The following is a 14710-nucleotide window of genomic DNA, read 5'->3' as shown; positions in this document are numbered from 1 at the left end:
AACCCCCCGGTGCGGGACGCGTCCTGCGAGCGCAGATCCCCGGCGCGAGGCGCCTCCTGTCGGCGGGTCCGCCGATCCTCGCGGCCTTGTGCGCGCTCGCCGGCTGGTGGCTGGTGACCGTCGTCTTCGACATCCGGCCGTTCCTGCTGCCCGCACCCCCCGACGTCGTCGACGCCTTCGGCCGACTGCCCGGTTACCTGCTCCGCCAGACCTGGCAGACGTTCACCGAGACGGCCGTCGGCTTCGGCCTGGCCGTCGGCGCGGGACTCGTGACCGCCGTACTGCTCACCGCGTCCCGGGGCGTGGAGCGCGCCGTCATGCCGTTGCTGGTCGCCGTCAACGCCGTACCGAAGATCGCGGTGGCACCGCTCCTCGTGGTCTGGCTCGGCTTCGGCACGGCCCCGAAGGTGTTCATGGTGGCCCTGCTCGCCTGGTTCCCGGTGGTCGTCTCGACCATGGCCGGGCTGACCTCGGTCCCGCTGGAGCTGACCGAGCTGGCCCGCTCCCTCACCGCGTCCCGCTGGCAGACCTACCGCAAGCTCCGTATCCCCTGGGCCCTGCCCCAGGTCTTCACCGGTCTGCGCCTCGGTGTGACCCTGGCCGTCGTCGGCGCGGTCGTCGGCGAGTTCGCGGGCGGCGACCAGGGCCTCGGCTACGTCATCGTGGCGTCCGGCGGCAACGCGGACACACCCCTCGCATTCGCGGCGATGGCCCTGCTCAGCACCATGAGCGTGCTGCTCTTCTACGCCGTCGTCCTCGCGGAGCGGGCACTGCTGCCCTGGGCCCGCGAGATCACCGGCTGAGCGACCTCCGCGCGACGCCTCCCGGTAACCAGTGCGTTTCGGACGTTAACTTTCGGGCCCGAAGGGTTGGCGGAAAACCATCCCCTCGTTATCGTTCACGCACTTCACTCAATCGTTCGACTGAACGAATAGTTGAACGAATAGCGACAAGGACGGTCGGTACATGTCCGACATCCACCACCCGGGCCGCCGCTCGGTGCTCACCGCGGGCCTCGCCTCGGCGGCGGCACTCGGCGGGTCCTGGCTGCTGACCGGCTGTGCCGGGGCGGAGGCCGCCCCCGTCCTGCCGGCCGCCGCCGCGAAGGGCGCCCCCGACCGCGGCGGCACCCTGCGCATCGCCCGGCCGCCCGCCTCCGACGCCGAGACCCTCGACCCCGCCAGCTCACTGTCCGCGTACGAATACCTGGGCGCCCTCTACAACCGGCTCGTCCGCATCGGCACGAACGGCGAGCTCGCCCCCGACCTCGCCGAGTCCTGGGAACCCGACGCCAAGGCCCGCACCTGGACCTTCCGCCTCCGCAAGGGCGTCGCCTTCCACAACGGCCGCGCCTTCACCTCCGCCGACGCCGCCTACACACTCCGCCACATCCTCGACAAGGCGACGGCGTCCCCGCAGGCCGCGGTCCTCGCCCCGCTCATCGACCCGGCGAAGCTGGGCACGCCCGACGCCCACACCCTCGTCGTCCCCCTCAAGACCCCGAACGCCGAGTTCCCCAGCCTGCTGACGCACTACAACTGCTACGTCGTCCCCGACGGCAGCGCGAAGTCCATCGGCCGCACCGGCATCGGCACCGGCCCCTTCAAGCTGGAGTCGTTCGCCCCGGCGGGCCCCGGCCGCGTCACCGCGTACACGGACCACTGGGCGGGCCGCCCCGTCCTCGACGCGATCGCCTTCTACTCGGTCGCCGACATGTCGGCCCGCTCGAACGCCTTGCTGGCAGGGCAGGTGGACCTGCTCTCCCAGACCAACCTCGACTTCGCGACCGCCCGCGTGGTCGCCGCCTCGGACCGCGCCACCATCGCCCGCGTGAAGAACGCCCAGTGGTACGTCCTCCCGATGCTCACCACCGAGAAGCCCTTCACCGACATCCGCGTCCGCCAGGCGATGAAGCTCGCCTACGACCCCGAGCACGTCGTGCAGGTCGCCCTCCAGGGCGCGGGCACGGCGGGCTGGGACAACCCGGTGCCGCCCAGCGACCCGGCCCACATCTCCGCACACCCCAAGCACGACCCGGAGCGGGCGAAGTACCTGCTCAAGCGGGCGGGCCACGAGGGCCTGGCGATGGACCTCTACACCTCCTCCTACGACCCGTTGTTCACGCCGATGGCCCTCGCCTACCAGGACTCCGCGAAGCGGGCCGGCATCCGCATCAAGGTCAAGACGGCCTCCGCGGACTCCTACTACACGCAGATCTGGATGAAGAAGCCGCTGATGGCGACCTACTGGTTCACGGGCCGCCCCGTCGACCAGCTCTTCACCCAGATCTTCCGCAGCGGCTCCTCCTACAACGAGACCGCCTGGTCCGACAAGGGCTTCGACGTGGTCCTCGACCGGGCCCGCGCCGAGCTCGACGACACCAAACGGCGCGAACTGTACGGCGAGGCACAGACGTTGGTGATCGAGAAGGGCGGGGCCATGACCCCGATGTTCGCCGACCGGCTCGTCGGCATCTCCCGCAAGGTACGCGGATACGCCGAGCACGGCTTCGAGTTCGACTACCTGGGCATCGGCCTGAAGGGAGCCTGACCATGCTCTCCTTCATGACCCGCCGTATCGCGGCGGCAGTCGGCACCCTCTTCCTCTCCTCGGTCCTCGTCTTCCTCGCCGTCCAGGCCCTTCCCGGCGACGTCGCGACGCAGATCCTCGGCAAGGACGCGACCCCGGACGCGGTGGCCGCCCTGCACACCAGGCTCAAGCTCGACCAGCCCGCCTGGGAGCGGTACTTCGACTGGGTGCGCGGCGCCCTGCACGGCGACTTCGGCACCTCCCTCGTCTCCGGCAAGGCCGTGGGCAGCGAGGTGAGCACCTACCTCGCCAACTCCGCCCTGATCGCCCTCGTCACGGTCCTCTTCGCGGTCACCGGCTCGATCGTCCTCGGCATCCTCGCGGGCCTGTACCGCGACCGCTGGCCCGACCACCTCATCTCCACGGTCAGCCTCGTCGGCATGAGCGTCCCCGAGTTCGTCGTCGCGACCGTCCTCGTCCTGTGCTTCTCGGTCGCACTCCCGTGGTTCCCGGCGGTCGTCCTCTACGGCCCCGACGCCACGGTCGGCCAACTCCTGCCCGCCGTATGGCTTCCGGCCCTCGCGCTCGCCGTGGTGATGGCCGCGTACATCGTCCGCATGGCCCGCACCTCGGTCATCGACGTGATGGCCACCGAGTACGTCACCACCGCCCGCCTCAAGGGCCTCTCAACCTGGCGGGTCGTCACCCGGCACGCCCTGCCCAGCGCCCTGCTGCCCACCCTGCACGTCATCGCGCTCAACGTGGCCTGGCTGGTCGGCGGGGTAGCGGTCGTGGAGAACGTCTTCAACTACCCGGGCATCGGCAAGCTGATGCTCTCCTCGGTGCAGAACCGCGACCTGCCCACCATCCAGGCCATCGCCCTGATCAGCGCGGTCGTCTACGTCGTCTGCAACCTCGCGGCCGACCTGGCCACCATGGCCCTCAACCCCAGGCTCCGCACCCGAGGGAGGACCCGATGACCACGCTCGACACCGTCCCGCCGACCACCGTCCGCGGCGCCCGCACCGTCCGCGCCTGGCGCACCCTGACCAGTTCCCGAACGGCGCTCATCGGCCTCGCGATCGTCGCCGTACACGTCCTGATCGCCCTGCTGGCACCCCTCCTCACCTCCTACGACCCCATCGCCAACGACGCCGGCCGCGCCCTGCTCGGCTCCAGTTGGAGCCACTGGGCCGGTACCGACCAGTACGGCCGCGACGTCCTCGCCCGCGTCCTCCACGGCGGCCGGTACGCCCTGGGCGTCTCCATCGCCGCCACCCTGCTGACCGTCGCCCTCGGTACGGTCATCGGCTGCGCGGCCGCACTGCGCGGCGGCTGGTTCGACGACGTACTGGGCCGGGTCCTGGACGCGATCCTGTCCATACCCGCCGTCCTGGCCCTGCTCGTCGTCGTGACCGCCCTCGGCACCGGCCCCGCGGTCATCGTCCTCGCCGTCGCGGTCGTCTACGTCCCGCAGGTCGTCCGCGTCGTCCGTGGCGCCACCCTCGCGGTGGTCCCCACCGACTACGTGACCGCGGCCCGCTCCCGAGGCGAGAGCACCTGGTCGATTCTGCGCCGCGAGATCCTGCCGAACATCACGGACGTGGTGTGCGTGGAGTTCGCGATGCGGGCCTCCTGGGTCGTACTGCTGATCTCCTCGCTGTCCTTCCTCGGCTTCGGCGCCGACCCGCCGACTCCCGACTGGGGACTGATGGTCGCCGAGAACCGCACCGCCATCACCGTCGTCCCCATGGCGACCATCGCGCCCATCATCGCCCTGGCCACGCTCGTGGTCGGGCTCAACCTCGCGGCCGACGGCCTGTCCAAGGCGTGGGGCGTCGACCGGATCAGGGAGGGCTCCTGATGACCCCGATCGTTTCCGTCAACTCCCTGTCCGTGGCCTACCGTTCGGGCGGCCGGGACGTGCCCGTGGTGCACGAGGTGTCGCTGGACGTCGCCGAGGGGCAGACCCACGCTCTCGTCGGCGAGTCCGGCAGTGGCAAGTCGACCGTCGCCGCGACCCTGCTCGGCCATCTGCGCCACGGGTCGCGGATCACCGGCGGGTCGGTCCAGGTGTCCGGCGCCGACGTATTCGCCCTGCCCGCACGGGAGTTGCGGCGGCTGCGTGGCGGCACGGTCGCGATGGTCGGCCAGAACGCCGGCCATGCCCTCACGCCCTCCATGCGCATCGGACGCCAGATCGCGGAGGCCGGCGGCGAGGTCCCCGTCGTGGAACTGCTCGAACAGGTCCGGCTGCCGAACCCCGCCGACCTGGCCCGGCGCTATCCGCACGAACTCTCCGGCGGCCAGCAGCAGCGCGTCGCCATCGCCATGGCCATCGCGGCCCGCCCCAAGGTCCTGGTCCTCGACGAACCGACGACCGGCCTGGACGTCGTCACCCAGCGCAGCGTCCTCGACCTGATCTCCGCCCTGAGCGACGAACTCGGCCTGGCCGCCGTGCTGGTGAGTCACGACCTCGGCGTCGTCGCCCACATGGCCGACGAGGTGACCGTCCTGTGCTCGGGCCGGGTGGTCGAATCGGCACCCACGCGACAGCTCTTCGCCCAGCCTCAAGACCCGTACACCCGCCGCCTGTTGGCGAGCGTTCCGCGCCTCGACGACACAGGGCTCGCCGTCGTCGGCGAGACGGGGGAGCGTGAGGTCAGGCCGAAGGCCGAGGTGCCCGCCGACGCTCCCGTGGCCGTCTCCGCGCAGGACATCACCATCGACTACGGCAGCACGCGCGCCGTGCGCGGCGTCTCCTTCGACGTCCGGCGCGGCGAAGTCCTCGCCCTCGTCGGCGAGTCGGGCAGCGGCAAGTCCACCCTCGCGTGGACCCTGGCCGGACTGCGCACCCCGTCCGGCGGCACGATGCGCCACGCGGACGGCGACCTCGCCCGCCCCGCTCAGCAACGACCCCTGTCCCTGCGGCGCCGCGTGCAACTCGTCTTCCAGAACGCGGACACCTCGCTCAACCCCCGCCGCTCCGTCGGCGACGCGGTCCGCCACCCGCTGCGCTTCTTCGGCACGGCGACCGACCGCACGGAGGTGGCCGAGCGGGCCCGACAGCTCATCGCCGACGTACGCCTCGATCCGGCCCTGGCCGACCGCCTTCCCGCGCAGCTCTCCGGAGGTCAGCGTCAACGCATCGGTATCGCAAGGGCGTTGGCGGGTGAGCCCGACGTCCTGATCGCCGACGAGATCACCACCGCCCTGGACGTCTCCGTCCAGGCCGACGTGCTCCGCCTCCTCGACGACCTCCGGCGCGAACGCGATCTTGCCTGCCTGTTCATCAGCCATGACCTGGCCGTCGTACGAGGCATCGCGGACCGGGTCGTCGTACTGCGCCACGGAGTCGTCGTGGAAGAGGGGCCGACGGAGGCCGTCTTCGCCGACCCCCGGCACCCCTACACCCGCCAGCTCATGGCCGCCGCCCTCGAACCCGACCCCGACGCCCAGCCCTACGTGGACGACACCGCCGACTGGGCCGACGCGGCGGACGGCGACGACATCTGGACCGACCACGGCGCCGACGGCCACCGCGTCCGACGCTGGCGCCCCCTCATCGCCCCCGTGGCGGAAGGAGTTTCGTGAAGTACCGCGAGCAGTTCGAGCGCCAGGTCGTCCGCGAGGACGTCTGGATCCCCACCCGGGACGGAAGGACCCGGCTGCACGCCCGCATCTGGCGGCCCGATGACGCCGAGTCGGAACCGGTACCCGCGCTGCTCGAATACCTCCCGTACCGCAAGAGCGACTGGACCGCGCCCCGCGACGCCCAGCGCCACCCGTGGTACGCGGGCCACGGCTACGCCTCCGTCCGCGTGGACATCCGTGGGCACGGTGACAGCGAGGGCCTGCCCGGTGACGAGTACGACGCGCAGGAACTCGCGGACGGTGTGGACGTCGTCAACTGGCTTGCCGCGCAGCCCTGGTGCACCGGCAAGGTCGGCATGTTCGGCATCTCCTGGGGCGGCTTCAACTCGCTCCAGATCGCCGCCCTCGTGCCCGAACCGCTCAAGGCGATCGTCACGGTCTGCTCCACGGACGACCGCTACGACAACGACGTCCACTACACGGGCGGCGCGGTCCTCGGGATCGACATGCTCGCCTGGGCCGGCACGATGCTCGCCTTCGCCGCCCGCCCGCCGGACCCGGCGAGCGTCGGCGCCGATCGCTGGCTGCCGATGTGGCGCGAGCGCCTCGAGGTCCTCGAACCCTTCCTGCACACCTGGCTCGACCACCAACAGCGCGACGACTACTGGAGGCACGGCAGCGTCTGCGAGGACTACACCGCGATCGGCGCGGCCGTCCTCGCGGTCGGCGGCTGGAACGACCCGTACCGGGACACCGTGCTGCGGCTCGTCGAGCACCTGCCCGGCGACCGCGTCCGGGGCATCGTCGGCCCTTGGTCGCACCAGTACCCCGACCGCGGTCTGCCGCCAGGACCCGCGATCGGCTTTCTTCAGGAGACCCTGCGCTGGTGGGACCAGCACCTCAAGGGCATCGACACGGGCGTGATGGGGGAGCCCCTGCTCCGGGCCTGGATCACCGACCCGGTCCCGCCGTCGACGTCGTACGACGTACTGCCCGGCCGTTGGGTCGGTGACGTCAAGTGGCCGAGCCCGAAGGTCGGTTGGGACTCAAGGCCGCTCGGCGCAGGCGTTGAGCCCATCCTCGTGCGGTCTCCGCAGCACACCGGCCTCGACGCCGGGCGCTTCTTCCCCTTCGGCAACGCGAGCGACCTGCCGCCGGACCAGCGCGAGGAGGACGGCCGTTCGGTCTGCTTCGACTCCGAGCCGCTCACCGAACGCGTCGAGATCCTCGGCCGACCGCGCGTCCGCCTCCGCCTCGACAGCGCCGTCTCGCGCGCCCATGTCGTCGCCCGCCTCTGCGATGTCGCCCCGGACGGCTCGTCCACGCTCGTCACCCGTGGCGTGCTCAACCTGCTGAGCAGGTACGGCCGGGACCGGGCCGTCGAGTGGACACCGGGGACGTACGAGGACGTCGAGTTCGAGCTGACCGGCATCGGCTACGCGATCCCGCCCGGCCACCGGATCCGGGTCGCCGTCTCCGACACCTACTGGCCGTGGGTGTGGCCGCACGGCGAGCGCGGCGAGCTGCGGGTGGTACCGGCCGAGAGCGTCCTACAACTGCCCGTGCGTGAAAGGGGACCGGAGCCGCCGATCCGCTTCGAGGAGCCCGAGCAGGCGGTCCCGCTCGACGTGACCTACGACCGGCCCGCCGGGCCGACGCCCGAGCGTCTGGTCACGCACGATGTCGCCAAGGGGGAGTGGACGCTGGAGGTCGACCCCAACTACGGGGGCTCGCGGACGTATCCGGACGGGCTGCGCTACGAGGAGAGCGCGCGCGAGACGTACCGCATCCGGAGTGAGGACCCGCTGTCCGCGCGAGCCGTCTCGGAGTGGCGCATCCGGTTGCGGCGCGGGGACGGCTACGACGCTGAGATCATGGCGCGGACGGAGCTGCGTGCCACGGCCGCGGACTTCGTCATGGACAGTCGCGTCGAAGCACGGGCGAACGGAGAGACAGTGGCCAAGCGCGCATGGCACCGCACCACCCCGAGGACGTCGGGATGACGGCCGCCAAGCAGCCCCAGCCGGCCGCGAAGTCCCCCCGCCGTGCCGTCGCCGCCGCCGACCGTACCCGGCAGCCCACCGAGGTGCGCCGGCGGCTCATCGTCGAGGCGGCCGTCCCGCTGATAGCGGAACGCGGCTACGCCTCGGTCGGCGTTCGGGACGTGGCAGCGGCGGCGGGTGTCTCCGTCGGTACCGTCACGTACCACTTCAGCAGTGTGCAGGAGATCCTCTCCGAGGCGATGGTGCTCCACATCGAGCGCTACTACGCCGAGTTGAACGAGGCCGCCGAGCAGGCGGCGAGCGGGGCGGAGGCACTGCGGCTGCTGGTCGACGCACTGTTCACCGAGGACACCGACCGGCACTGGCGGATGTGGTTCGACTACTGGAACGCGGGCGAGCAGGGCACCGACGAGGCCTTCTCCAGCGGTCAGGCCCGGCGGTACGAGAGCTGGCACCAGCAGATCCGCGCCCTGGCCGAACGGGGCGTCGCCGACGGCGAGTTCCGCTCCGACGACCTCGACGGCTTCACGGTCCGCTTCGCCGCCCTCGCCGACGGCCTTGCCCTGCAACGGCTGCGCCAGGCACCCCCGTTGAGCACCGAGGACGCCCGCCGACACCTCAACCGGCTGATCGAGACCGAGCTCGGTCGCCGATCACCCGGGTGATCTCCCGGGCCATGCGCAGGATGCCGGGGGAGGGGACCGGACACGGCCTGGGCGTCGAGGTCGTCGGCGCCAGGCAGAAGTGCAGGTAGTCGTCGTCCCGGTGCAGGGCCGTACGGCCGTTGCCCGGCTGGGTGCAGTAGTCGGGGTGGGCGCGCTCGTAGGCGGTGCACGGGAGGTACTGGGTCCAGGTGTAGCGGGCGCCGGCCGCGCTCACGGTCCGGCCGGCGTCGGCGACGATGTCACCCGTGGACCCGGCCGACGTCCGGTAGAGCGCGTTCACCGCCCGGACGCGCTCGGGGGTGATCGGGTCGGGCCCCTGCAACACCCAGACGATCGTGGGCCGTTGAGAGCCTCCGGCGGTCGCGATCTGGGTGGTGAGCTTCCTGATGTCGGCCGCGTACCGCTTCAGATACGTCCGCCGGTCGGCGTCGTAGGTGATCCCGTCCATGCAGGGCGTGTAGCCCCACGCGTTGCCCCAGAACTGCAGCACCACGAAGTCCGGGTGCAGCGCGCGCACCAGCGCCGCCGCCTTGTCGCCGTCCGGCACCAGCGAACGCGCCCCGGTGCCCTCCAGGTAGTCGCAGAGCGTGGTCCCCGAGTACGGGGCACTCGTGTACGTCGCGTCCAGCGTGCCGCGGAGCTCCCGCCCGAGCACCCGCCGGCTCTCCATCGCGAGGGAGTCCCCGAGATAGAGCACACCGGGCGCCGACTCCACCGGGGCGATGGGGACTTGGCGATGTGTGGTGGTCGGCACCGAAGGAGTCGGCGGGGCGACCTCGGGTCCGGACGCCGGGTCCGTGCAGGCGCCGATCAGCACTCCGGCCAGCAGCACACCCACGATCCACGGCTTCCGCATACGGCGACTCCTGCCCCGGGCACCGGAAAACGGCTCTCCAGGCAAGCACAGCCAGGGTGACGGGGGAAGACGCCCGGCTACTGCAGGCGCGCCAGCAGGTCGAGCAGATCGGTCAGCGGGAGCGGCTTGGCGAGATGCGCGTCGAAGCCCGCCGTCCGGGACAGCGAGCGGTCGGTGCCCCGGCTGAAGCCGGAGACCGCGATCAGCCGCGGCCGGTCACCGTGCGGCCGGGCCCGTACCGTACGGGCCACCGTGTAGCCGTCGGTGTCGGGCAGGCCCAGGTCGCACAGCACCACGTCGAAGACGTCGGACTCGGTCGCGTCGAGCGCGTCGGCGCCGGTGTGCACGGCGGTGACGTGGTGGCCCTGGCGTTCCAGGAGCGTGCGGTAGGTCGCGGCGAGGTCGGTGTTGTCCTCCACGATCAGGATGGCCAGTTGGCGCCGGGCACGGGGTGGCGCGGTCGGGCGTACCGGTTCGGGGGCCGCCTCGTCGGCGCGGGGCAGCAGGACCGTGAACGTCGCACCTCTGCCGGGCCCCTCGCTGTGCGCGCCGATCCGTCCGCCGTGCAGTTCGACCATTGTCCGTGCGACCGCGAGGCCCAGGCCAAGACCCTCCGGGGTGTTGGGGCCCGCCGGTGCCGCCCGCATGAACACCCCGAACAGGTCCTCGGCCTGGGCGGGTTCAAAACCTATGCCGTCGTCCCGCACGACGAGCCGGACCTGTTCGTCCTCAACCGTGAGCCGGACCTCCGTACACCCGCCGGGCGGGGTGTACTTGAGGGAGTTGGACAGCAGGTTCGTCAGCACCTGCGCGAGCCGCAGCCGGTCCCCGTCGACCACGACGGGCGTGTCCGGCAGGGTGAGCAGGAGGGTGCGCTCGTCGTGTCCGAACAGGCCTCGGATGTCGGCGCACGCGCCCTCGACCACGGACCGTACGTCGACCCGCTCGGGCACCAGTTCAAGGCGCCCGGTCAACGCCCTTGTCCCGTCGAGCAGATCGTTGCTCATCCGCACCAGCGTGCCCAACTGCCGTTCCAGGACGGCCAGTGCGGGAAGACCGCCGTCCGGCAGGTCCAGGGCGAGCAGTTCGACGGCCGCGCAGGCCGCGGCGAGCGGGTTGCGCAGCTCGTGCGAGAGCGTGGCGATGAACCGGTCCTTGGCGCGCTGTTCCTCCCTCAACTGCCGTCCGGCCGCGTCCAGTTCGGCATTCGCGCGGCTCAGCTGCTCGTTGACCTCGCGGATCTCCCGGGCCCGGACGAACAGGTCGATCTCCATGCCCTCGGCCCGCATCTGCGCATCGGCGGCGGCCCGCTCCTGCTCCCGGCCGACCCGGCGCAGATGCACGAAGTCCGTGACGTCCTCCACCCGGTGGATGATGTGCGTGACCCTTCCTTCGGCGCCCAGGACGGGGGAGTTGACGGGACTCCAGTACCGCTCGGCGAAACCGCCCGCCTCGCCGGTCGGGATGTCGTAGCGCTGCAGGGCCATCGTGTCCTTGCGGCCTGTCGCCACCACCGACTCCAGGGAGCGGCGCAGATTGGCGACGCCGTCCGCCGAGGGGTCGTCCGGGTTGTCGGGGAAGACGTCGAAGATCCGCTGTCCGACGATCGTGCGCTCCGTTCGGGTGGCGGTGAGGTACGCGCGGTTGACTTCGACGATGGTGAAGTCGGGGCTGAGAATCAGCAGCGGGGAGAGCGAGGAGTCGAAGAGCAGCCGGAAGTCCGGGGCGGCGAGGGGCGGCATGACGGCTCCCAGAGGTCTCGGGGGTCTCGTGGTCTCAGGGGTCCAGGTGGTAGCCGTAACCGCGGACGGTGGTGATCCGGGGCGCGGGCACGGGGAGTGCCGCGAGCTTGCCGCGCAGGCGGTACACGTGCTCGATCACGGTCGCGGGCTGCTGCCAGGACGCGCCCCAGATCCGGTCGAGGACCTGCTCGGTGGAGAACACCCGGCCGGGCGCCTCGCCGAGCATCTCCAGCAGGGCGTACTCCTTGGGGCGCAGGGTGAGGAAGACGCCGTCGGCGGACGCCCGACGTGCCGCCGTGTCGATCCGCAGCGAGCCGACCTGGATCACCGCCGGGGTCTCCGGCGGCTGTGACCTGCGCAGCACCGCCCGGATCCGGGCCACCAACTCCCGCTGTGAGAACGGCTTGACGAGGTAGTCGTCGGCGCCGATCTCCAGACCCGCCACCCGGTCGGCCTCCGCGCCCCGCCCGGTGACGATGATGACCGGGAGCCGGCTGGTCGAACGGAGCGCCCGCAGCAGTTCCAGGCCGCTGCCGTCCGGGAGGCCCAGGTCGAGCACGGCGAGGTCGACGCGGCTCTCGTGGAGGACGGACTTGCCGGCGCGGGCGTGCATGGCCCAGGTGACGGTGAATCCCTCGTGCTCAAGGTAGGAACGGCACATCAGTGCGAAATCGGGTTCGTCCTCGATCAGTGCCAGGTGCGGACGCATCCCGCATCACCCGGCCCGACCTCGGCCCGCTCGTTGTGTCGCTGATGAGCGGGCGTTGATGTCCCGACCATGTGGCGAAGGTAGAACAGTAGGCACCCACGGTTCAAGGGGGAGCCGCTCGGGGGGAGTTCCGGCGCGGGCTCGTGCGGTGCGGGGATGTCGAAGCCGCCCCACGGACCCGCGCCGGATCGCGCGCCCGCGCGCGTAAGGCACGGAACGGGGACGGACCACCTTGCACGAGAACAGCCTGGAGCCGGTGACCGCGGCGGCCTGGCCGGCGCCCGGCGGCCATGCCCTGCTGGGCGCCAGGGACGGCCTGCTCGTCGTCGACCTGCACGGCGACATCGATCTGGCGACCGCCACCCCGCTGCGCGAGTGGCTGGACTCGGTCGTGGCCCTCCGTGCACCCGCCTATGTCGTCGATCTGCGCCGTACGACGTTCATCGACTCCACCGGACTCAACCTGGTGCTGCGTTTCCGCCGCCGGGTGCGGGAGTACGAGGCGGGCTTCGCCGTGGTGTGCGCCCCGCGCACCGTGCGCCTGTTGCGGGCGCACGGCACGCTTGACCTGCTCGATCCGGCGCCGGGTCTCCCGGAGGCGGCCTCCAGGATCGCCGGCCGCTGAGACTCAGACCCGGTCGGCCGCGATCAGCAGATACTGGAAGCTGCCGTTGCGGTAGGCGCTCAGGAAGGTGTCCTCGATCCCCGTGACCAGATGGTCCGCCTGCCTGCGCAGCGCCCAGTAGGGGATCGTGTCCTCGGTGAGGTCCTGGACGTGGACGGGCGCCAGCCGGTTGCGGGCCATCGCGCGGAAGTACTCCGACCTGGGGTGGATGTCGCAGATGTAGTGGGCGTTGATCAGGGACATCTCGCGCGAGGCCCGGCCGTAGGTGTCGTTGTAGCAGCCGGTGATCACAACATAGCGTCCGCCGCGGCGCAGTAGCCGGGCGTGCTCGGCGAACAGCAGGTCCGACTCGACGTACATCGTGGACTCGTTGTTCCAGGACGCGGCGAACCCGCCCGCCGGGAAGCCGGTGTCGGTCGAGCATGTTGCGGTGGTGGTAGCGCACCTTGCCGTCGATGCCCCGGACACGGGCCTGCGCGTTGGCGAACTCGGCCTGCTTGGCGGAGATGGTGACCCCGTCGGCCCGGCAGCCGTAGCGCAGATGCGTCACCACACTGCCCCCGCCGCGTCCGCAGCCGGCGTCGAACACCCGGTTGTCCGGGGTGAGTCGGCCCAGGTGGGAGGCGAGCAACTCGGCCTGGGCGTGCTCCAGCCGGTGCAGTTCGGCGGTGAGCCGTTCCCGGCGCCGGACGGGTTCGGGGTCCTCCAGCACGGACTCGTCGGCCCCGCCGATTCCGTAGTGGTGGTGGTACAGGTCGTCGATCTGTCCGAGGGCGAGGTTGACCGGGTTCTCTTCGGCGTTCCAGTAGTCCGCGACACGGCTCTGGTACGTGGACTGGGTCGGCACCGGTGCTGCCGTGGTGCCGGCGTCGGTGGTGGTCAACGGTGACTCCTGGCGTGGTGTGTCTGACGGGAAGTCAGGGACCGGACTCTTACCAGTAGTTGGGCAGGTGGTAGCGGTGGGTGTTGGTCGCGTGCCACTCGTGGTTGCCGGGCACCCAGGCGGCCAGGCCCTCGGTGTAGCGCGCGACGGGGGGCGAGGTGGCGGACAGCGCGGCGGACTCCTCGTCGAAGGCATCCATGATCCGGTTGTGGATCTCGACGGACTCCAGATAGGCGGCCTTCAGCCCGCACCGCTCGTTGGCGGCGACGACCTGAGGGAGGTTGAGGTGGTCCGGGTCGCCGGCCAGCTCCTTGGTGAAGGAGTACAGGTCGTTGACGATGGTGGTGGCGTTGCAGGCCAGGGCCGTGACCCGCTGGATCTCCGGCCGGGCGTAGACCTGCTCGGGCAGTTCGTAGCCGTCGACCGCGTCCACGATCGACAGACAGGGCCGGAAGTTGTCGAACTGCCACATCACCAGGTACTCCCACACCCGCGGCATGTACCGGATCTCGGCCCACGCGGCCTCGGCGAGGTAACCGAGGTGCAGCCGGGCCGGGTCGTGCACGATCCGGTCGGTCTGGCTGGGGGTGGCGAGCAGGGCGTAGTCCTTGAGCGCGAAGTGGTACGAGCGCAGCGGGCCGTCGGTCTGCATGCCCTGGCGCCACTCCGCCTCCAGCTCGGGCGTGCCGTGGTACGGGTCCAGCGCCGACTGGGCCATGATCAGCCGGCCGCCGAGCCCGCGGTGCGCACCGCCCTTGCCCTCGTCCTCCTCGCAGTAGCAGGTGTCGACGATGTTCTCGGCGAGCAGCAGCTTGCCCGCGGCGGTCAGCCGTTCCAGGTCGGCCGCCCCCGGGTGCTGGAGCACCACGGCCCGGCCGAGCTGGAACCCGGCGAAGTCCCCGTCCCACGCGGCCGGGAACAGATCGAGACCGCGCGCCCAGTTCTCCAGTCCGCGGTCGAGCTCGGCGGCCTTCTCCGGGTCGGCGGGCACCGCCGGACGGTGGGTGAGACCGGGGATCGCACCGGTGCGACGGGCCCGCAGGGTGCCCGCCAGATTCGGCGGACCGGGCGGCGAAAGGGAGGTGGTCGTGGGCTTCTCCAGGC

At 71.3% G+C, this 14710-nt stretch carries 12 protein-coding genes and 1 pseudogene; 8 read left to right on the top strand and 5 right to left on the bottom strand.

Features of this window, described 5'->3' with window-relative positions; all coding sequences use genetic code 11:
- Window positions 1-86: 86 nt before the first annotated feature.
- From AB0I51_RS23715 to AB0I51_RS23685, 7 genes are all read left to right on the top strand, one after another.
- Window positions 87-803: an ABC transporter permease gene (locus tag AB0I51_RS23715; RefSeq protein ID WP_362978149.1), complete on the top strand. Its 717-nt coding sequence runs from the start codon at window positions 87-89 to the stop codon at window positions 801-803.
- 163 nt (window positions 804-966) lie between these two features.
- On the top strand, window positions 967-2550 hold the full coding sequence (locus AB0I51_RS23710) for an ABC transporter substrate-binding protein (protein ID WP_362978147.1): 1584 nt from the start codon (window positions 967-969) through the stop codon (window positions 2548-2550).
- Window positions 2551-2552: 2 nt separating this feature from the next.
- Window positions 2553-3509, top strand: coding sequence for an ABC transporter permease (locus tag AB0I51_RS23705; RefSeq protein ID WP_362978145.1), 957 nt, complete (start codon window positions 2553-2555; stop codon window positions 3507-3509).
- Window positions 3506-4393: an ABC transporter permease gene (locus tag AB0I51_RS23700; RefSeq protein ID WP_362978143.1), complete on the top strand. Its 888-nt coding sequence runs from the start codon at window positions 3506-3508 to the stop codon at window positions 4391-4393. The genes AB0I51_RS23705 and AB0I51_RS23700 overlap by 4 nt, the downstream gene beginning before the upstream one ends.
- Window positions 4393-6123: an ABC transporter ATP-binding protein gene (locus tag AB0I51_RS23695; protein WP_362978141.1), complete on the top strand. Its 1731-nt coding sequence runs from the start codon at window positions 4393-4395 to the stop codon at window positions 6121-6123. Before AB0I51_RS23700 ends, AB0I51_RS23695 begins: the two co-directional genes overlap by 1 nt.
- On the top strand, window positions 6120-8126 hold the full coding sequence (locus tag AB0I51_RS23690; protein WP_362978139.1) for a CocE/NonD family hydrolase: 2007 nt from the start codon (window positions 6120-6122) through the stop codon (window positions 8124-8126). The genes AB0I51_RS23695 and AB0I51_RS23690 overlap by 4 nt, the downstream gene beginning before the upstream one ends.
- Window positions 8093-8791 carry a TetR family transcriptional regulator C-terminal domain-containing protein gene (locus AB0I51_RS23685; protein ID WP_362978137.1) on the top strand — a complete coding sequence of 233 codons (699 nt, stop codon included), beginning with the start codon at window positions 8093-8095 and terminating at the stop codon, window positions 8789-8791. The genes AB0I51_RS23690 and AB0I51_RS23685 overlap by 34 nt, the downstream gene beginning before the upstream one ends.
- Here AB0I51_RS23685 and AB0I51_RS23680 read toward each other — a convergent pair.
- From AB0I51_RS23680 to AB0I51_RS23670, 3 genes are all read right to left on the bottom strand, one after another.
- Window positions 8745-9647, bottom strand: a complete 903-nt coding sequence (locus tag AB0I51_RS23680; RefSeq protein ID WP_362978135.1) for an SGNH/GDSL hydrolase family protein — start codon at window positions 9645-9647, stop codon at window positions 8745-8747. The two genes, AB0I51_RS23685 and AB0I51_RS23680, sit on opposite strands and share 47 nt — an antisense overlap.
- 77 nt (window positions 9648-9724) lie before the next feature.
- Complete coding sequence (locus AB0I51_RS23675; RefSeq protein ID WP_362978133.1) at window positions 9725-11389, bottom strand: hybrid sensor histidine kinase/response regulator; 1665 nt, start codon at window positions 11387-11389, stop codon at window positions 9725-9727.
- Window positions 11390-11423: 34 nt separating this feature from the next.
- Window positions 11424-12098 carry a response regulator transcription factor gene (locus tag AB0I51_RS23670; protein WP_362978131.1) on the bottom strand — a complete coding sequence of 225 codons (675 nt, stop codon included), beginning with the start codon at window positions 12096-12098 and terminating at the stop codon, window positions 11424-11426.
- A 232-nt stretch (window positions 12099-12330) separates the two neighbouring features.
- Here AB0I51_RS23670 and AB0I51_RS23665 point away from each other — a divergent pair, with 232 nt between their 5' ends.
- Window positions 12331-12723, top strand: coding sequence for an STAS domain-containing protein (locus AB0I51_RS23665; RefSeq protein ID WP_362978129.1), 393 nt, complete (start codon window positions 12331-12333; stop codon window positions 12721-12723).
- 3 nt (window positions 12724-12726) lie between these two features.
- Here the strand turns inward: AB0I51_RS23665 and AB0I51_RS23660 are convergent.
- Both AB0I51_RS23660 and AB0I51_RS23655 read right to left on the bottom strand, forming a co-directional pair.
- Window positions 12727-13606, bottom strand: a pseudogene (locus AB0I51_RS23660) (geranyl diphosphate 2-C-methyltransferase).
- A gap of 49 nt (window positions 13607-13655) precedes the next feature.
- Entirely contained in the window at window positions 13656-14708 is a 1053-nt protein-coding gene (locus AB0I51_RS23655; protein WP_362978346.1) for a family 2 encapsulin nanocompartment cargo protein terpene cyclase, read from the bottom strand.
- Window positions 14709-14710 lie beyond the last annotated feature (2 nt).

This window comes from Streptomyces sp. NPDC050549, from assembly GCF_040655035.1.
Classification (GTDB): Bacteria; Actinomycetota; Actinomycetes; order Streptomycetales; family Streptomycetaceae; genus Streptomyces.
Note: the sequence above shows the minus strand (reverse complement) of the source record. Positions and strands in the feature narration are given on the sequence as shown.